Genomic DNA, 19,229 nt, shown 5'->3' with positions numbered 1-19,229 from the left:
TCACTCGTTGCCAAGGATGGCACTCACTACAAGGACGCCTCGCGGCTGCGGCGCCGGGCAAGGTGGCGGGTCAACTCGATTCTCTCTGCCACATGAGCCTGCCTTGATGAAGTTGCCAACGTTTCTCCGCCGTCGTCGCCACCTGCTGCTAAGCCTAGTGCTCACAGCCGTAGCCATACCGCTGGCGTTGGAAGCTGTCGAAAGCCGCGCCCAGCCGGCCGATGGCACGCAGACCCTGGTGTTTCTGCGCCATGCCGAGAAACCCGGCGAAGGGCTGGGGCAACTGAACTGCCAAGGCCTCAACCGTGCACTGGACCTGGCCACGTTGCTGCCGGAGCGTTTCGGCAATGCCGACTACGTATTCGCCGCCAACCCGTCGCGGCATGTCGAGGAAGGCAGCAAGGACGAGAGCTACAGTTATATCCGCCCATTGATGACCATCACCCCCAGCGCCATCCGCCAGGGCCTGCCGGTGAACATCGACTACGGCGCCAACGATACCGACGAGCTGGCCGAAGAACTGCTGAGCGACAAATACCGCAACGCGACGGTCTACACGGCCTGGTCCCACGGGTACCTTCCCGAACTCATCAATACCGTGGCCGGCAAGGCCCTGGGTGAAGAGCGTGTGATCACCGAGGACTGGAACGGCGATGATTTCGACACGCTGTACGTGCTGACCCTGACCTGGCACGACGGCAAGGCCAGCCTGCTCAGCCGTAACGTGCGCCAAGGCCTCAACGACGGCGCGCATAGCTGCCCGACCTGATCCGCTGTTACTGTCTTGGCAGGGAAGCCGAAACAGGGGCACTGCAAGATGCAAAAAGTCACGATCATTGGCGGCGGGGTGATTGGCCTGGCGACAGCCTATGCGCTGGTGCGCGAGGGGCTGGCTGTGGACCTGATCGAGGCGCGGGACCGCCTGGCGTCTGCCACCAGTTTCGCCAACGGCGGGCAGCTGTCTTACCGCTATGTGGCGCCATTGGCCGACGCCGGTGTGCTCTGGCAGGCGTTGGGCTGGATGCTGCAGGGGGACTCGCCGCTGCGCTTGCGGTTGCGCCTGGACCCGGCGCAGTGGCGCTGGTTGATGGCGTTCATGCTGGCCTGCCGGCGCAGCGTCAACCGCCGCAACGGTGCACAACTGCTGACGTTGGCGCTGGAAAGCCAGGCCGCCCTGGCGCGTTGGCGCGAGGCCGATGGGCTCACCGATTTCGCCTGGCGGCGTAACGGCAAACTGGTCGCCTTCCGCAGCGAGCGGGCGTTCGCCCATGGGCGTGAGCGCCTGCTTGATCGGAGCAGCCAACGGGTACTCGATGCCGCCGAACTGCGCGCCTTGGAGCCGGCATTGGCCGAGGCGCCGTTCGTGGGCGGGGTTCTGACGCCTGACGAGGAAGTCGCCGACTGTCACCGTTTTTGTGAACGCCTGGCCGAGCGCTTGCGCGCATCCGGGCAGTGCCGGTTCCTGCTTGGCAGGCCCGTGACGCGGCTGGTCGCCCATCAGGATCAGGTCGTTGCGCTGCGCCTGGGGGGCGAGCAGGTTGACGTTCAGCGCCTGGTGCTGTGCGCGGGGCATCGCAGTGCAGGGCTGGCGCTACCGGGCTTGAGGTTGCCGGTCTATCCGCTGAAGGGCTACAGCCTGACAGCGCCGATCAACACGGAACATCGGGCGCCAGAACTCAGCCTTACCGACTACGAGCGCAAGATCGTCTATGCCCGCCTGGACCGGCAATTGCGGGTTGCAGCGATGGTGGACATCGTCGGCTTTGACGAATCGGTGGATGCGCGCAGGCTCAACAGCATGCGCCGTCTGGCACTCGATACGTTGCCCGATGCCGCCGACTACGGGCGGGCGGTAGAGTGGGCGGGGATGCGGCCGGCGACCCCTACCGGGGTGCCGATCATTGGTGCTACGGCTTACCGAAACCTGTGGCTGAATCTGGGGCATGGGGCTCTAGGCTTTACCTTGGCCTGTGGCAGTGGGGAGCGGTTGGCCAGGATGTTGCGCTGACTGCACCGGCCACTTCGCGGGGCAAGCCCGCTCCCACAGGTATTTGCGTTGCGTTGGAGAATAGCGCGCACCTGTGGAAGCGGGCTTGCCCCGCGAAGTGGCTGGTCTTGACGAAGCCCCCTTACCGCCCGAAGCGCATCGGCCAGCCCACCACCTTCTTTACCCTCGGCGTGGCATAGGTGCGTACCTTGGAGGTACTCAAGCCCATGCGCACCAGCGATTCGGCAATGGTCACCGCTGCACTCACACCATCGACCACCGGCACACCGGTACGCTGGCGAATCTGCTCATCCAGCCCGGCCATGCCACCGCAACCCAGGCAGATGACCTCGGCCTTGTCCTCCCGCACGGCGCGTTCGGCCTGTTCGACAATGGCCTCGACGGCGCGCTGCGGGTCGGCTTCAAGCTCAAGCACCGCCAGGCCACTGGCGCGCACCGAGGCGCAGCGGTCATACAGCCCAGAGAGCTTCAGGCGGTCCTCGATCAGCGGCACGGTGCGGTCCAGTGTGGTCACCACCGAGTAAGCATGGCCCAGGTACAGGGCAGTGCTGGCGGCTGCATCGGTGATGTCCACCACGGGCACGTTCAGCAGCTCCTGCAGGCCTTCGCGGCCGTGCTCGCCGTAGCCGGCCTGGATCACGGCATCGTAGGGGCCCTCGTAGGCCAGCACCCGGTCCATCACCGCGATGGCGGCCAGGTAGCTTTCGAAGTTGCCCTCCACCGACTCGGCACCAAACCACGGGGTCAGCCCGATGATCTCGGTACCCGGCGCGGCAACGGCGCGTGCCTGCTCGGCGATGGCCTCGGTGATGGCTTCAGTGGTGTTGACGTTGGCAATCAGAATACGCATGGACGGTTCTCCCTGATCAGTGGCTGCTGTGGTCGACGGCGATGCACTCGCCGCTGACATCCAGGTAATGGCGGTTGCGGGGCGCGATCAGCAAATAGACGGCGGCAGCAATACCGGCACCGATCAACCAGGAGAACGGCGCCACGCTGTGGAAGTTGGGCACCAGGGCGAGGACGATGGCCAGCAGTGCGGCCGGCACGAAGGCGGCCACGGCGCGCAGGTTGATGCCCTTGGTGTAGTGGTAGGCGCCAGCCGGGTCTTCGCTGTACAGCTGCGGCACGTTGATGCAGCCTTTGCGCAGCAACCAGTAGTCGGCCATGATCACCCCGTACAGCGGGCCGAGCAGGGCACCGAGGCCCGACAGGAAGTACACGATCACCAGCGGGCTGTTGTACAGGTTCCAGGGCAGGATCAGCACCGCAAGGGTGGCGCTGATCAGGCCGGCACGGCGGAAGTTCAGGTGGCGGGGTGCCAGGTTGCTGAGCACGAAGGCCGGGGCGACGAAGTTGGCCATGATGTTCACCGCCACCGTGACGATCAGGAAGGCCAGGCAGCCCAATACCAGGAACGGTGTGCTGGGGATGCTGGCGACGATCTGGGTCGGGCTATCGATGATCTGGCCGTTGATCTGGAACTGCGCGCCGCACAGCACCACGGTGATCATCGCGAACACCAGGATGTTCACCGGCAGGCCCCAGAAGTTACCGACGCGGATGGTCTTGCGGCACGGCGAAGAACGCGCGAAGTCGCAGAAGTTGAGCACCAGAGTGCCGTAGATCGCCAACCACAGCGCACCGCCGGCAAAGATGTTGCGCCACATCTCGTAGCCGGTCAGGGGCGCTGCCACCGACCAGGCGATGCGCGCGTCGGCCTTGAAGTACATGAACACCGCCAGGCTGGCCACGGTCAGCAGAATCACCGGGCCGGCAAAGGCCTCGTAGCGGCGCACCATCTCCATGCCGTAGGCGAGGATCACCAGTTGCACCAGCCAGATCGCCACGAAGCACACCCAGCCCAGGCTCGACAGGCCAAGGATGCTGTCATGGTCGTACACGGCCAGTTGCGGCCACACGGCCGTAAGCAGCACGCGCAGCACCACCGAGGCCAAGTAGGTCTGGATACCGAACCAGGCAATGGCGATGACTGCGCGGATCAGCGCCGGTATCTGCGCGCCGTGGATACCGAAAGCGATGCGGCTGATGACCGGGAACGGTACGCCGGTCTTCTGCCCCATGTAGCCGGAAAGGTTCATGAAGAAGTACACCAGCGCAGCGCCGATGCCCAGCGACAAGAGGATCTGCCAGCCGCCCAGCCCCAAGGCGAACAGCCCCATGGCGAAGGAGTAGTTGGCGATGTTGTGCACATCGTTGGTCCATAACGCGAAGATGCTGTAACCGCCCCAGCGCCGGCCTTCGAGGCGTGTCGGGGCAAGGTCGCGGTTGTGCAGGCGCGGGCTCAGGTCGAGTGCTGGCGCAGGCCCGGCAAGGGTGGACGCGGGGTTGCTGCTGGCGACGGAAAGTTCAGGGGCAAGGTTGAGGCTGGTACTCATTCCGGCAGGCTCCTGATGCACGTGGACTGCGATGAGCGGGCAATGCGCACGGGCTCGCCATCTCGTCGGTGCAGCGTTGGCATCACTGGGTTCTGGGCGCGGCGGCCGAGTTTTGGTCGGCGTCGCGAGTTCTTGTGTATTTATGTTTTGCTCAACTTGTATACAAAACACGAACACACAAAAGCGAGTTCCATGCCAGGCGAATAGCGACATCAAAGTTGCCACTATTTTGAATCTATGTTGTTGAACGGTAAGTCAATGAAATAGCGTCGATATAAGTTGACCAGTTGAACAGCTATTATTTTTGCGTGCACTTGTTAGTTGATCAAATGGTCAGAAGTGGCGCTGAAAAGGTTGTAACGTATTGGGGCAGGGTTGAGAAAAGTGCACACAAAAATGGCACCTAAGGTGACATTCTTGTGTACAAAAAATAGTCAGCTTTCCACTGTGGCTTTCTTTAGGCCGCAGATTCAATCCATCGGCGGCAGGCGTCGCTTCACCGGGCTTTTCTTGATGATCGCGGTATTGGTCTCGGCCAGCACATTGATCCGGTCGAGCAGGGTGTCGAGCTGTTCCATCGAGCGCACATGCAGGCGGGCAATGAAGCAGTCCTCGCCGGTCACCTTGTCGCATTCAGTGAATTCGGGCAGCGCAATGATTTGCCGCTCCACTTCCTGCAGCTGCCCCGGCAGCGGGCGGATACGCACGATCGCCTGCAGTTGATAACCGAAGCTGCGCGGGTCGACATCCACCGTGTAGCCGCGCAACACACCGCGCTCCTCCAGGCGGCGCAAGCGTTCGCTGACGCTGGGGGCGGACAGCCCGCTGATCTGCGCCAGGGCCTTGAGCGAACGCCGCGAGTCTTCCATCAGTGCATTGATCAGCAGTTGGTCGATTGCATCGGTCATGCTTCACCTCGTCAGGCTGTTCGATTGATTTGCCTTGATAGTAAAGGCAGGTTGGCGGATACGCCTTTGATATCCGCTGGAAGGTCACCCTCTGCCCTTTGCATACTGTTGCCATCGTCAACGGGAGGTGTGAGATGGACAGTTCATTGCGCCGTGGCTCGCTGGAAATGGTCGCTGCCATGCTGATTTCCGGGACCATCGGCTGGTTCGTGCTGGTGTCGGGCCAGCCGGTGCTCGATGTGGTGTTCTGGCGGTGTGTGTTCGGCACCGGCACGTTGCTGGTGATCTGTGCTTCCTTGGGCTTCCTCAAGCCGGGGGTGATCGGCCGCACCGCATTTTTGCTGGCGATTGCCAGCGGCGTGGCCATCGTTGGCAACTGGGTGTTGCTGTTCGCCTCCTATTCGCGCGCTTCGATTGCCATCGGCACGGCGGTGTACAACGTGCAGCCGTTTATCCTGGTGGGGCTGGCGGCGTTGTTTCTGGGGGAGAAGATCACCCTGGCCAAGGTCACCTGGTTGAGTGTCGCCTTCCTTGGCATGTTGGCTATCGTCAGTGCCCACGGTGCGGGGCAGGGCAGTGGCGAGGATTACTTGCTGGGCATCGGCCTGGCGCTGGGCGCGGCGCTCTTGTATGCAATCGCTGCGTTGATCATCAAGCGCCTCAAAGGCACGCCGCCGCACCTCATCGCCTTGATCCAGGTGGCAACCGGTGTGCTGCTGCTGGCACCGTGGGTCAAGTTGGGCGGTCTGCCTGGCGAAACTTCGGCATTGGCCAGCCTGGTGACCCTGGGTATCGTGCACACCGGGGTGATGTATGTGCTGCTGTACAGCGCCATCCAGCGCTTGCCTACGGCGCTGACCGGCGCGCTGTCATTCGTTTACCCGATTGCCGCGATCCTGGTCGACTGGGTGGCCTTCGGGCATCGGCTGGCACCCCTGCAATGGCTCGGCGTGGCGCTGATCCTGCTGGCGGCGGCAGGGATGCAGCAAGGCTGGTGGTTCCGCCCTGCACGGGTTGCAGTCAAGCATTGAAGAGGCGGACAAGGGTAGAATGCCGCTTTTTCCAGCTTGCGACCCGCCATGACCTCGCCGATCCAGACCCTCGAGCAACACCTGCTCACCGCCCTCGACCCCGCCCCGCAGGAAACCCGCCGGCTGTTCCACGGCCGCGGCCGCTGCTGGCCGGGCCTTGAGCAAGTGACTGTGGACTGGCTCCAGGGCGTGCTGTCAGTAGCGCTGTTTCGCGAGCCGCCGGAGGGCCAACTGGCCGAGCTGGAGGCCATGCTGCAGAGCCTGGCCCAGCGCCCGCAATGGGCCGGCCAGGCCATCCTCATCCAGCACCGCTACCTGCCGGACAGCCCCGGCCAATGGTTGCTGGGCGAGCCCTGCCAGCAGCGCGAGGTGGTCGAGGATGGCTTGACCTACCTGCTGGACCTGGGCGTACGCCAGAACAACGGCCTGTTCCTGGACATGCGCTATGGCCGGCGCTGGGTGCGCGAGCAGGCGGCGGGCAAGCGGGTGCTCAACCTGTTCGCCTATACCTGTGGTTTTTCGCTGGCGGCCATCGCCGGTGGCGCCGAACAGGTGGTGAACCTGGACATGGCCAAGTCGGCGTTGTCCCGCGGGCGCGACAATCACCGGCTCAATGGCCACGATGCGTCGCGGGTGGCGTACCTGGGGCATGAATTGTTCAAATCGTGGGGCAAGGTGCGCAAGTACGGCCCTTATGACCTGATCATCATCGACCCGCCGACCTTCCAGAAGGGCAGCTTTGTGTTGACCCAGGACTACGCGAAGATCTTGCGGCGCTTGCCCGAGTTGCTGAACGAGGGCGGCACGGTGCTGGCGTGTGTGAACGACCCGGCGATCGGCCCGGAATTTCTGATCGAGGGCATGGCCGAGCAGGCGCCAACGTTGGCCTTCGTCGAGCGGCTGGAGAACCCGCCGGAGTTTCCTGATGCGGACCCAGCGGGGGGCTTGAAGGCCTTGGTATTCCGCCAGGCCTGAGTCTTCCTGTTGCGCCCCTTCGCGGTTTCCCCGCGAAGGGGCCGGGCCTGCTTGCATCAAGCAGTAACGGCACGCACCGGCAGCGGGTACACCTGGGCAAAGCTCACCTTCTCGGTCTGGTCCACACGTTTCTTGAGCCGTTCATTGAACGCCCGGCTAACCGCATACTGCCCGCCGGAAATGGTACGGAACTGCGCCGTCAGGACAAACCCGTTCAAGTCCATGCGGTCCACCCCGAACACTTGCAGCGGCCCCTGCAGGTTGATGCGCAGCAGCGGGTCGTGGCTGATCGACTGCCCCACCTCGTGGATCAGTGCCAGCGATTCATCGACGTCGCTGTCGTAAGTGAACTGCACCGAGAAGAACGCATAGGCGAACTGGCGCGACTGGTTGGTGACTGCCTTGATCTGGCCGAACGGCACCGAGTGCACGAACCCCTTGCCGTCGCGCAGGCGCAGGGTGCGGATGGTCAGGCTTTCGACGGTGCCGGCGTGGCCTGAGTCGAGCACTACCCAGTCACCGATCGAGATGGTGTCTTCGATCAAGATGAACAGCCCCGTGATCACGTCCTGCACCAGTTGCTGCGAGCCGAAGCCGATGGCCAGGCCGATTACCCCGGCACCGGCCAGCAGCGGTGCGACGTTGATGCCCAGGTTGGCCATGGTGGTGATGGTGCAGATGACGATCAGCACCACTTTTACGGCATTGCGCAGCATCGGCAGGATGGTCCGCACCCGGGTACTCGGCTGGCGCGCCGCGCGGCGCCCGACGGCGGGTTTCAGCGATTCCTGGATGGCGGTGTCGAGGACCACCCACAGCAGCCAGGTCACCAGCAGAATCAGGCCGATGCTCGACAGCGAATTGCTGATCGCCTGGCCCAGGCTGTTGCTCAGGGCGAAGCCGATCACCGAAACGCCCCAGATGCGCCCGAGCAGCTCGATGAAAGCCACCGCCATGGCGATGCGCAACAGCGCGTGGGCGAGGCTGCGCAGCAGTTCCTTGTAAGGCCGAACCCGTTGCCCGGCATCCGCTTCGCGGGGCGCCAGCAGGTGCTGTAGCAAGGTGCTGAGAAACACCGTGGACACCAGCAGCACGGTAGTCAGCAAAGCCTTTTGCAGCGCCTTCTGGCTTTCTTCGCCGGCGCCGATCAGGTGAATCGCCGAGACCAGGATCATCAACAGGATCGGCAGGTACCACAGCACCGAGAAGATCCGCAGGGTTTCCTGCACGGCCCGGTGTTGCACGCGGTCCTTGAGCGCACGGTTGCGAATCAGATGGGCCACCGGACGGCGCAGGCGGATCACCAGGCTGGCGAAGATGAACGTGGCGGCCAGGCCGGTGAACACGGCGATGCTGGCGGTGATGTTACCGCCCAACTGGCGGGCGATCTGCGGGCTGGTCAAGGCATCGCTCCAGGCCGCCAGGAAGCCGATCAGAAACAGCGGTCGCGGGGCCAGGCGCTTGATCACGGCCACGGCCGGGCGCTTGTGGCCGGCATCAAACAACGTAATCAAGCACAGGATGATCGAGGTCGAGAACAGGCCGCTGCTGGTGGCGTAGGCCAGGCTCAGGCCCAGGGCACGGGCTACCGAGGGGTCGAGGAAACGGCTGATGTAGAGGGTCAGCGGCAGGCTGGCCAGCGCCGGCAGGGTATAGGGCAGCAGGTAGCCGAGCAGGCTGCTGGCGCGCTGGCGCTCGTTCAGCCATGGGGTGGCCGAAGCGCGCTTGCTGAGCCAGCGGCCGAGGCTGGTAAGCACCGCGAAGCTGGCGGCCCAGGTGAGGGTCAGCAAGATGAAGTTGCCCGCCAACTGCAGCGAATCGCTGGCCGAATGGCGGTCGACCAGGCGTTCCATTTCCTTGGCGGCACGGTCGGTGCGCAGGCGCCAGGCATCGACCAGGTGGGCATCGAGGTCAAGCTCCTGGGCGGCGCTGTCCAGGCCGTCGGCCAGGGCGCCGAGCAGCCCGCCTTGCAGGACCGGTTCCGGTTCGGTGGGTTGTTCTCCGGCAGGTGCAGGGTCTGCAGCCAGCAGATGGGTGCTCAGCAGGCAGCCGAGCAGCAGGGTGGAGAGGTAACGCAGCACTGGAGTACTCCTTCGGCCGGGGTGAGCGGGGCAGGGTTACTCAAGGAACTGATTGGTGGGGGTGGGGAAAGTTCGATGGGGTGTGTTGCCAGCACTGGCCTCTGCGCGGATAAACCCGCTGCCACAGAGGCCGACACTGGCTGGGTCAATTACTGATTGGTGTAGATCTGGTCGAACACGCCCCCGTCGTTGAAGTGGGTTTTTTGCACGGTGCGCCAGTCGCCAAAGGTCTTCTCCACCGACAGGAAGTCCACTTTCGGGAAGCGGTCGGTGTACTTGGCCAGCACTGCCGCATCGCGTGGGCGCAGGTAGTTATTGGCCGCGATTTCCTGGGCTTCTGGCGACCACAGGTACTTCAGGTACTCCTCGGCCACTGCCTGGGTACCTTTCTTCGCCACCACCCTGTCGACCACGCTCACCGGTGGCTCGGCTTCGGCGGACACACTTGGGTAGACCACTTCGAACTGGTCGCGGCCGAACTCGCGGGCGATCATTTCGGCTTCGTTCTCGAAGGTCACCAGCACGTCACCGATCTGGTTGGTCATGAAGGTGGTGGTGGCGGCGCGGCCACCGGTATCAAGGACTGGCGCCTGCTTGAACAGCTTGCCGACGAAGTCACGGGCCTTGGCCTCGTCACCGCCTTGCTTGAGCACATAGCCCCACGCCGACAGGTAGGTATAGCGGCCGTTACCCGAGGTCTTGGGGTTGGGCACGATCACCTGCACGCCGTCCTTGAGCAGGTCGGGCCAGTCTTTCAGTGCCTTGGGGTTGCCCTTGCGCACGATGAACACGGTGGCCGAGGTGAACGGCGCGCTGTTGTTCGGCAGGCGGGTCACCCAGTTGTCCGGCACCAGTTTGCCGTGATCGACCAAGGCATTGATGTCGGTGGCCATGTTCATGGTGATGACATCGGCCGGCAGGCCATCGATGACTGCACGCGCCTGCTTGCTCGAACCGCCGAAGGACATCTGCACGTTGACCTTCTCGTTGTGCTCGGCCTCCCAGTGCTTCTGGAACGCTGAGTTGTAGTCCTTGTAGAAGTCACGCATCACGTCGTAGGAGACGTTGAGCAGGGTCGGGGCCGCCTGGGCGAAGTTGCCCAGGGCAAGGCCCGCGGCCAGCAGCGAAGCAGTGAACAGTTTTTTCACGACGCATTCCTTGTTCTTGAACAGTATTGGGCAGAGTGCCAGCGACTATAGCGGGTGCCTTGCTGCTGTTTAAAGAACAAAAAACGCTTTGGTTATTCCCGCTTGGGAAACAGCGCATTGCCACAACGCGAGCAGAATGCGGCGCCGTGTTCGTGGCTGTTCTTGCGGCAGGTGGGGCAGTCATGCTGCAACTGTTCACCACGCATGGCGTTGGCCAGCTCTGCGGTGAAGATGCCGGTAGGCACGGCAATGATCGAGTAACCGGTAATCATCACAAGCGACGACAGCACCTGGCCCAGCGGGGTCTTCGGCACAATGTCGCCAAAGCCTACAGTGGTCAGGGTGACAATCGCCCAATAGATGCCTTTGGGAATGCTGGTAAAGCCATGCTCCGGCCCTTCGATCACGTACATCAAGGTGCCGAACACGGTCACCAGGGTCGACACGGTGACCAGGAACACGATGATCTTCTGCTTGCTGCCGCGCAGCGCCGCCATCAGGTAGTTGGCCTGCTTGAGGTACTGGCCGAGCTTGAGCACGCGGAAGATCCGCAGCATGCGGATCACGCGAATGATCAGCAGGTACTGCGCGTCGCTGTAATAGATGGCGATCACGCCCGGCACGATCGCCAGCAGGTCGACCAGGCCGTAGAAGCTGAAGGCGTAGCGCAAGGGTTTGGGCGAGCAGTACAGGCGCGTCAGGTATTCGGCCAGGAAGATCGCGGTGAAACCCCATTCGATGCCCGCCAGCAGGCCGGCGTAGCCCTGATGGACAGCGTCGATGCTGTCGAGGATCACCGTGACCAGGCTGGCGAGGATGATCAGCAGGAGGGTTTTGTCGAAGCGTCTTCCAGCCACGGTGTCGGTCTGGAAGACGATGATGTAGAGCCGCTCGCGCAGGCTCGCAGGGTTGTTCATTGGCTCGTCCACAAAGCGATAAAGAAAGCGATGGGCTGAGCCTAGGGGCTGCGTTTCAGCTGTGCAAGCGGGATGCATTGCGCCGCTGATTGAGTTGAGCCAGGTAGTTGCCCAGGTGCATGAGCCAGCAGGCTGTGACGAAGGGGGCGGTCAGCCCGGCCACCGGCAACAAGGCGAACAGGGGTTGCAGCAGCAGGGCCAGTGCAATCGCCAGCAGTGTCACCCCTGGTCGCTCGCCTTGCCTGCTGAACGCCAACGCTGCCAATGCGGCGTTGAAGCCGTACAAACCCATCCAGGCTACCTGCGTCTGGTCGGTCAGTAATGCGACGCCACCGCCGATGGCAGAGCCGATCACCGCCCAGGTTGCTGCATAAGGATTGGCAAGGTACATGCCGATGACGATCAGCAGGCCCGCCATTGGCTTGTCGAGCAAGAACACCTGGCCCACGCCACGCAGCAGCGCAGACAGCGGGTCGGCTTCGACAGGGAGTGCGGTCGAGGGCTCGGCCAGCAGCAGGGTACCCCAGCCGAGCAGGACGAAGGGGGCGGTGTAGGCGACCAGCAACTTGCCGCCGCGCTTGCGCCACTGGTGGGTGATGATGCTCGACAGCCCGCCAGCGGCAATGATTAGCGGCGGCAGGATGGCCGACCATGGCAGCACCGCACTGATCAGGATGCCGATCAGCACGCCGTTGTAGCAGTACAAGCCGGCCTGGCGGTCGGTGCGGTCGTAGCCGCGCCGTTGTGCGGTGAGCAGGCCGGCGAGGGCGCCGAGCAGGGCGCCACCGACCAGGCTGGGGGCGGTCAGCAGGATGGCCAGCAGGCAGCACAGGCCGCACAGGGGGGTGCGCAGCAGCAGCACTTGGCTGAAGCCGTTGAGCAGCGCCGTGGCCCAGTCAGGGCACGGGTTGACGAAATTTTTGGTGTACATGGGGCAGTCGGTAAGGTTGAGGGTTGAGCGGTGGGCCTCTTTGGGCCTCGGGTTTTCCGCAGGTCTGGTGTAACGGTGTTCGGGGAGGGCTTTGCCCTCCATTCGCGGGGCAAGCCCGCTCCCACAGGCGCAAGGCAATTGAATGCCATGCAGTCCCTGTGGGAGCGGGCTTGCCCCGCGAAAGGGCCCGGGATCAGACCAAGGTCTCGATCCGTAGCGTATTAGTCGAGCCTGGCTTGCCGAAAGGCACACCAGCGGTGATCAGCAGCGTGTCACCGCGGCTGGCCATGCCTTGGGCCTGGGCAATCTCCAGCGCGGTCGAGCAGATCTCGTCAACCTGGCGCAGGCGGTCGTTGACCACCGAGTGCACGCCCCAGGCCACGCTCAGGCGGCGCGCGGTGTTCAAGTTCGGCGTCAGGTTGAGGATCGGTGCCCGTGGTCGCTCGCGGGCGGCGCGCAGGGTCGAGGCGCCCGACTCGCTGTAGTTGACCAGCACCGCCACCGGCAGGATGCCGCTGATACGGCGGATCGCGCAGCTGATGGCGTCCGACACGGTGGCCTCGGCTTTTGGCCGGCCAACGTCGAGCTGGGCCTGGTAGTCCGGGCCGTTCTCCACCTGGCGGATGATCTTGCTCATCATCTGCACAGCTTCCAGCGGGTAATCGCCCGACGCAGTCTCGGCCGACAGCATCACCGCATCGGCACCTTCGGCCACGGCGTTGGCCACGTCGGTGACTTCGGCACGGGTCGGGGCTGGCGAGAAGCGCATCGACTCAAGCATCTGCGTGGCCACCACCACCGGTTTGCCCAGCTGGCGGCAGGTGTCGATGATGCGTTTCTGGATCTGCGGCACGCTTTCGGCCGGCACTTCCACGCCCAGGTCGCCACGGGCCACCATGATCGCGTCGGACAGCTCGGCGATCGCTTGCAGTTGTTCGACGGCGGACGGCTTCTCGATCTTGGCCATCAGGTAGGCGCGGTCACCGATCAACTGGCGCGCTTCGGTGATGTCTTCCGGGCGCTGCACGAACGACAGGGCTACCCAGTCCACGCCCAGTTCAAGGCCAAAGGTCAGGTCGAGACGGTCTTTTTCAGTCAGCGGGGAGAGCGCCAGCACTGCTTGCGGCACGTTGACGCCCTTGCGGTCGGACAGCTCGCCACCGGCCAGCACTTCGGTGTCGATGGCATCGCTGTGCTTGGCGGTCACCCGCAGGCGCAGCTTGCCGTCGTCGAGCAGCAGGTCCATGCCTGGCTCTAACGCGGCGATGATCTCCGGGTGTGGCAGGTTGACCCGGCGGTTGTCGCCCGGGGCTTTGTCCAGGTCCAGGCGCAGGGCCTGGCCGCGCTGCAGTTGCACCTTGCCTTCGGCAAAGCGGCCAACGCGCAGCTTCGGCCCCTGCAAGTCCATGAGGATGCCCAGCGGGTAGTTCAGTTGCTGCTCGACTTCGCGGATCCACTGGTAGCGCATGGCGTGGTCGGCGTGCTCGCCGTGGCTGAAGTTGAGGCGGAAGATGTTCACCCCGGCTTCGACCAGCTGGCGGATGTCGTCGATACCCTGGGTCGCAGGGCCGAGGGTGGCGAGGATTTTGACTTTTTTATCAGGCGTCATGATTGCGGAGTCTCGAGGATCAGGATGGCGCGGAAGTCGTTGACGTTGGTGCGCGTCGGCTCGGTGACGATCAACGCATCGAGCGCGGCGAAGTAGCCGTAGCCGTTGTTGTTGTCCAACTCGTCGCTGGCCGAAAGGCCCAGGGCTTCGGCACGGGCGTAGCTGCCCGGGGTCATGAAGGCACCGGCGTTTTCTTCGGAGCCATCGATGCCGTCGGTGTCGCCGGCCAGGGCGTACACGCCTGGCAGGCCCTTGAGGTTCTCGGTGAGGCTGAGCAGGAACTCGGCGTTGCGCCCGCCACGGCCGTTGCCGCGCACGGTGACGGTGGTTTCGCCGCCAGAGAGGATCACGCAGGGCGCCTTGAGCGGCTGGCCGTGCAGCACGATCTGCCGGGCAATACCGGCGTGCACCTTGGCCACTTCGCGCGATTCGCCTTCCAGGTCGCCGAGTATCAGCGGGCTGAAACCGGCCTGGCGGGCTTTGACCGCAGCGGCTTCCAGCGACTGCTGGGGCTTGGCGATCAATTGGAAATGGCTGCGAGCCAGGGCCGGGTCATCGGCCTTGACGGTTTCCGAAGCCGGGTTGTTGAGCCAGTCGATAACCGCCTTGGGCGCGTCGATGCTGTAGCGCTTGAGGATGGCCAGGGCGTCGGCGCTGGTGCTCGGGTCGGCGACGGTGGGGCCGGAGGCGATGACGGTGGCCAAGTCGCCAGGCACATCGGAAATCGCATAGGTGTAGACGGTGGCCGGCCAGCAGGCTTTGGCCAGGCGGCCGCCCTTGATCGCCGAGAGGTGCTTGCGTACGCAGTTCATCTCGCCGATGGTGGCGCCAGACTTGAGCAGTGCCTTGTTGATGTGCTGCTTGTCGGCCAGGGTCAGGCCCTCGGCAGGCAGGGCCAACAGGGCGGAACCGCCGCCAGACAATAGGAAGATGACGCGGTCGTCTTCGTTCAGGTTGCTGACCAGTTCCAGCACGCGTTTGGCCACGGCCAGGCCGGCGGCATCGGGGACCGGGTGGGCGGCTTCGACCACCTCGATCTTCTGGCAGTTGGCACCGTGGCCGTAGCGGGTGACGACGAGGCCGGACACTTCGCCCTGCCAGCTTTTCTCGACCACTTCGGCCATGGCGGCTGCGGCCTTGCCGGCGCCGATGACGATGACCCGACCGCTACGGTCGGCGGGCAGGTAGGGTTCGAGGACTTGGCGCGGGTGGGCGGCGGCGATGGCTGTGTCGAACAGCTCGCGAAGAATTTTTTGCGGATCGACCGACATGGCAGGCTCCCAATTATTGTTGTTCTGCAGAATCGAAAACGCCCCTGGAACTGCCTCCGTGCAGGCCGAACCAGGGGCGGTCCCCAGAGCTGCAAGCTTCAAGCTACAAGCCACAAGTAAAAGCAGACCTGCTTTTGCTTGCCGCTCGAGGCTTACAGCTTGAAGCTTATTTCTCGTCGCGGATCGAGAAGTTGGCCATGTGCTCCAGGCCTTTGATCAGCGCCGAGTGGTCCCAGTTGCCGCCGCCCAGGGCCTGGCAGGTGTTGAACACTTGCTGGGCGTTGGAGGTGTTGGGCAGGTTGATGCCCAGCTCCTTGGCGCCCTGCAGGGCCAGGTTCAGGTCCTTCTGGTGCAGGTTGATGCGGAAGCCTGGGTCGAAGGTGCCTTTGATCATGCGCTCGGCGTGTACTTCGAGGATTTTCGACGAAGCGAAGCCGCCCATCAGTGCTTCACGCACCTTGGCAGGGTCGGCGCCGTTCTTGGCGGCGAACAGCAGCGCTTCGCTGACGGCCTGGATGTTCAGGGCGACGATGATCTGGTTGGCGACCTTGGCGGTCTGGCCGTCGCCGTTGCCACCCACGCGGGTGATGTTCTTGCCCATGGCTTCGAACAGCGGCAGTGCGCGCTCGAAGGCTTTCGGGCAACCGCCGACCATGATGCTCAGGGTCGCAGCCTTGGCACCGACTTCACCGCCGGACACTGGGGCGTCCAGGTAGGCGGCGCCAGTGGCCTTGATCTTCTCGGCGAAGGCCTTGGTGGCGGTAGGGGAGATCGAACTCATGTCGATCACTACCTTGTTCGGGCCCACACCTTCGGCCACGCCGTTTTCACCGAACAGGACGGCTTCGACCTGTGGGGTGTCGGGGACCATGACGATGATGAACTCAGCTTCCTGGGCAACTTCTTTCGGGTTGGCCAGGGCCACGGCGCCGGCGGCGATCAGGTCGGCCGGGGCAGCATCGTGGTGGGTGGAGACGAACAGGCTGTGACCTGCTTTTTGCAGGTTCTGAGCCATGGGCTTGCCCATGATGCCGGTGCCGATAAAACCGATTTTAGCCATGAGAGATTACCTCGTTGTATTTGTTGAATCTCGATGGAGCAGGCGACGCGTCCCATCGTAGGAGCGGCCTTGCCGGGGCGCCGGACCGGTCGGAAAGGGGGCGCAGCGCCCCCAGAATTTCGGCCACAGCAAAGATTGCCGGGGCTGCTGCGCAGCCCATTGCGACGCAAGGCCGCTCCTACAAAGTGCGTATTCGCCCTTAAATTGCGTTATGGGTCTTCAGCCAGCCCAGACCTGCTTCGGTCGTGGTCAGTGGCTTGTATTCTGCGCCCACCCAGCCCTGGTAGCCGATGCGGTCCAGGTGCTCGAACAGGAAGCGGTAGTTGATCTCGCCGGTGCCTGGTTCGTTGCGGCCCGGGTTGTCGGCCAGCTGGATGTGGTTGATCAGTTTCAGGTTGCCCTCAATGGTGCGGGCCAGGTCACCTTCCATGATCTGCATGTGGTAGATGTCGTACTGCAGGAACAGGTTGTCGCTGCCGACTTCGGCCTGGATGTCCAGCGCTTGCTGGGTGGTGTTCAGGTAGAAGCCGGGGATGTCGCGGGTGTTGATCATTTCCATGACCAGGCGAATGCCTGCGGCCTTGAGCTTGTCGGCGGCAAAGCGCAGGTTGTCGACGAAGGTCTTGCGCACGTCGGCGCACTGCAGGCCCTGCGGGCGAATGCCGGCCAAAGCGTTGATCTGGGTGTTGCCCAGTACCTTGGCGTATTCGATGGCCTTGTCGACGCCGGCGCGGAATTCTTCGACGCGGTCCGGGTGGCAGGCAATACCGCGTTCACCTTTGCCCCAATCGCCGGCCGGCAGGTTGAACAGCACCTGGGTCAGGCCGTGAGCGTCGAGCTGTTGCTTGATTTCGGCAGCGCTGAAATCGTACGGGAAGAGGTATTCGACACCGCTGAAACCAGCATCGGCGGCGGCCTTGAAGCGGGCCAGGAAGTCCTGTTCGGTGAACAGCATGGACAGGTTGGCAGCGAAGCGAGGCATGGTTGTCTCCTTGCAGATTAAAGCCCCCGGCGCCACATAGGCGGGATGCACGGGGGCGTCAGGCAATCAGTCGAGCATCGAGATCGCGGTTGGCGCGTCGTTGCCGACCAGGGCCAAGTCTTCGAACTCGTTGACGGCGTTGATCTCGGTACCCATGGAAATGTTGGTGACACGCTCGAGGATCACCTCGACCACGACCGGCACGCGGAACTCTTCGGCCATCTTCTGCGCCTTGAGCAGGGCAGGGGCGATTTCGCCTGGTTCGAATACGCGGATGGCCTTGCAGCCCAGGCCTTCGACCACGGCAACGTGGTCGACACCGTAGCTGGCAGCGTCGGTCGAGTTGATGTTCTCGAACGCCAGTTGTACACAGTAATCCATGTCGAAGCCACGCTGCGCCTGGCGGATCAGGCCGAGGTAGGCGTTGTTCACCAGCACGTGAACGTACGGCAGGTTGAACTGCGCACCGACAGCCAGTTCTTCGATCATGAACTGGAAGTCGTAGTCACCCGACAGGGCGACAACCTTGCGCGATGGGTCGGCCTTGACCACGCCCAGGGCGGCAGGGATGGTCCAGCCCAGCGGGCCGGCCTGGCCGCAGTTGATCCAGTTGCGTGGCTTGTACACGTGCAGGAACTGCGCACCGGCGATCTGCGACAGGCCGATGGTGCTGACGTAGCAGGTGTCCTTGCCGAATACCTGGTTCATCTCTTCGTACACGCGCTGCGGCTTGACCGGCACGTTGTCGAAGTGGGTCTTGCGCTGCAGGCTGGCCTTGCGCTGCTGGCAGTCTTCCAGCCAGGCGCTGCGGTCCTTGAGCTTGCCGGCGGCTTTCCACTCGCGGGCCACTTCGAGGAACACGTCCAGCGCCTTGCCGGCGTCCGAGACAATGCCCAGGTCGGGAGTGAACACGCGGCCGATCTGGGTGGGCTCGATGTCCACGTGCACGAATTTGCGGCCTTCGGTGTAAACATCGACGGAGCCGGTGTGGCGGTTGGCCCAACGGTTACCGATACCGAACACCAGGTCGGATTTCAGCAGGGTGGCGTTGCCGTAGCGGTGCGAAGTCTGCAGGCCGACCATGCCGACCATCAGGGCGTGGTCGTCCGGGATGGTGCCCCAGCCCATCAGGGTCGGGATCACCGGTACGCCGGTCAGCTCGGCGAACTCGACCAGCTTGTCGCTGGCGTCGGCGTTGATGATGCCGCCACCTGCAACCAGCAGTGGGCGTTCGGCATCGTTGAGCAGGGCCAGGGCTTTTTCGGCCTGGACGCGGGTGGCGGATGGCTTGTTGACGGCCAGTGGCTCGTAGGCGTCGATGTCGAATTCGATTTCGGCCATCTGCACATCGAACGGCAGGTCGATCAGTACCGGGCCTGGGCGGCCGGTACGCATTTCATAGAAGGCCTTCTGGAACGCGTAAGGCACTTGGCCTGGCTCCAGTACGGTGGTGGCCCACTTGGTGACCGGCTTGACGATGCTGGTGATGTCGACGGCCTGGAAGTCTTCCTTGTGCAGACGTGCACGCGGGGCTTGGCCAGTGATGCAGAGGATTGGAATGGAGTCGGCCGACGCGCTGTACAGGCCGGTGACCATGTCGGTGCCGGCAGGGCCGGAGGTACCGATGCACACGCCGATGTTGCCCGGGTTGGCACGGGTGTAGCCCTCGGCCATGTGCGAGGCACCTTCGACGTGACGAGCGAGGACGTGATCGATGCCACCGACTTTTTTCAGGGCTGAGTACAGCGGGTTGATGGCAGCCCCTGGGATGCCGAACGCGGTATCTACACCTTCACGGCGCATGACCAGAACGGCTGCATCGATTGCTCTCATTTTGCTCATGGGTTGTGCCTCATCGATTTTGTAATTGTATACAACTTGCTTTGCGACAGAGTGTATTCACGCCTGG

The 19,229-nt window shown here is 63.5% G+C and carries 16 protein-coding genes; 4 read left to right on the top strand and 12 right to left on the bottom strand.

Going from position 1 to position 19,229, the window contains the following annotated elements; translation table 11 throughout:
- Positions 1-106: 106 nt before the first annotated feature.
- Together LOY26_RS18895 and LOY26_RS18890 are read left to right on the top strand one after the other, a co-directional pair.
- Positions 107-769, top strand: a complete 663-nt coding sequence (locus tag LOY26_RS18895; RefSeq protein WP_186656375.1) for a histidine phosphatase family protein — start codon at positions 107-109, stop codon at positions 767-769.
- Between the two features lie 48 nt (positions 770-817).
- Entirely contained in the window at positions 818-2,008 is a 1,191-nt protein-coding gene (locus LOY26_RS18890) for a D-amino acid dehydrogenase (RefSeq protein WP_258713986.1), read from the top strand.
- A 121-nt stretch (positions 2,009-2,129) separates the two neighbouring features.
- On the opposite strand, the gene LOY26_RS18885 is transcribed toward LOY26_RS18890, so the two are convergent.
- The 3 genes from LOY26_RS18885 to LOY26_RS18875 form a co-directional block, all read right to left on the bottom strand.
- Positions 2,130-2,858, bottom strand: a complete 729-nt coding sequence (locus LOY26_RS18885; protein WP_033699415.1) for an aspartate/glutamate racemase family protein — start codon at positions 2,856-2,858, stop codon at positions 2,130-2,132.
- Between the two features lie 16 nt (positions 2,859-2,874).
- Positions 2,875-4,407 (bottom strand): NCS1 family nucleobase:cation symporter-1, encoded by a 1,533-nt coding sequence (locus tag LOY26_RS18880; protein WP_047583651.1) that lies wholly within the window; start codon positions 4,405-4,407, stop codon positions 2,875-2,877.
- 470 nt (positions 4,408-4,877) lie between these two features.
- Positions 4,878-5,315: an Lrp/AsnC family transcriptional regulator gene (locus LOY26_RS18875; RefSeq protein WP_033699412.1), complete on the bottom strand. Its 438-nt coding sequence runs from the start codon at positions 5,313-5,315 to the stop codon at positions 4,878-4,880.
- 134 nt (positions 5,316-5,449) lie between these two features.
- Between LOY26_RS18875 and LOY26_RS18870 the strand changes: the two genes are divergently transcribed.
- Both LOY26_RS18870 and LOY26_RS18865 read left to right on the top strand, forming a co-directional pair.
- Entirely contained in the window at positions 5,450-6,346 is an 897-nt protein-coding gene (locus LOY26_RS18870; RefSeq protein WP_258713985.1) for a DMT family transporter, read from the top strand.
- A 48-nt stretch (positions 6,347-6,394) separates the two neighbouring features.
- Positions 6,395-7,321, top strand: a complete 927-nt coding sequence (locus LOY26_RS18865; RefSeq protein WP_095063714.1) for a class I SAM-dependent methyltransferase — start codon at positions 6,395-6,397, stop codon at positions 7,319-7,321.
- 56 nt (positions 7,322-7,377) lie between these two features.
- On the opposite strand, the gene LOY26_RS18860 is transcribed toward LOY26_RS18865, so the two are convergent.
- From LOY26_RS18860 to gcl, 9 genes are all read right to left on the bottom strand, one after another.
- On the bottom strand, positions 7,378-9,402 hold the full coding sequence (locus LOY26_RS18860) for a mechanosensitive ion channel family protein (RefSeq protein WP_258713984.1): 2,025 nt from the start codon (positions 9,400-9,402) through the stop codon (positions 7,378-7,380).
- 149 nt (positions 9,403-9,551) lie between these two features.
- Positions 9,552-10,550: a sulfate ABC transporter substrate-binding protein gene (locus LOY26_RS18855; RefSeq protein WP_186656394.1), complete on the bottom strand. Its 999-nt coding sequence runs from the start codon at positions 10,548-10,550 to the stop codon at positions 9,552-9,554.
- A gap of 92 nt (positions 10,551-10,642) precedes the next feature.
- Positions 10,643-11,467, bottom strand: coding sequence for an ion transporter (locus LOY26_RS18850; RefSeq protein WP_258713983.1), 825 nt, complete (start codon positions 11,465-11,467; stop codon positions 10,643-10,645).
- A 55-nt stretch (positions 11,468-11,522) separates the two neighbouring features.
- On the bottom strand, positions 11,523-12,398 hold the full coding sequence (locus tag LOY26_RS18845; RefSeq protein ID WP_258713982.1) for an urea transporter: 876 nt from the start codon (positions 12,396-12,398) through the stop codon (positions 11,523-11,525).
- A gap of 193 nt (positions 12,399-12,591) precedes the next feature.
- Positions 12,592-14,007, bottom strand: a complete 1,416-nt coding sequence (pyk, locus tag LOY26_RS18840; RefSeq protein WP_186656398.1) for a pyruvate kinase — start codon at positions 14,005-14,007, stop codon at positions 12,592-12,594.
- The gene (locus LOY26_RS18835; RefSeq protein ID WP_033699399.1) at positions 14,004-15,278 is read right to left on the bottom strand and encodes a glycerate kinase; all 1,275 of its coding nucleotides are present in this window, start codon (positions 15,276-15,278) and stop codon (positions 14,004-14,006) included. Before LOY26_RS18835 ends, pyk begins: the two co-directional genes overlap by 4 nt.
- Positions 15,279-15,444: 166 nt before the next feature.
- Positions 15,445-16,338 carry a 2-hydroxy-3-oxopropionate reductase gene (locus tag LOY26_RS18830; protein WP_033699398.1) on the bottom strand — a complete coding sequence of 298 codons (894 nt, stop codon included), beginning with the start codon at positions 16,336-16,338 and terminating at the stop codon, positions 15,445-15,447.
- A gap of 199 nt (positions 16,339-16,537) precedes the next feature.
- Positions 16,538-17,320, bottom strand: coding sequence for a hydroxypyruvate isomerase (gene hyi / locus LOY26_RS18825; RefSeq protein ID WP_258713981.1), 783 nt, complete (start codon positions 17,318-17,320; stop codon positions 16,538-16,540).
- Between the two features lie 66 nt (positions 17,321-17,386).
- The gene (gcl, locus tag LOY26_RS18820) at positions 17,387-19,162 is read right to left on the bottom strand and encodes a glyoxylate carboligase (RefSeq protein ID WP_033699393.1); all 1,776 of its coding nucleotides are present in this window, start codon (positions 19,160-19,162) and stop codon (positions 17,387-17,389) included.
- Between the last annotated feature and the right edge of the window lie 67 nt (positions 19,163-19,229).

Origin of the sequence: Pseudomonas sp. B21-047, assembly GCF_024748775.1 — a bacterium.
GTDB classification, from domain to species: domain Bacteria; phylum Pseudomonadota; class Gammaproteobacteria; order Pseudomonadales; family Pseudomonadaceae; genus Aquipseudomonas; species Aquipseudomonas capeferrum.
This window is presented reverse-complemented; position numbering and strand designations above follow the sequence as displayed.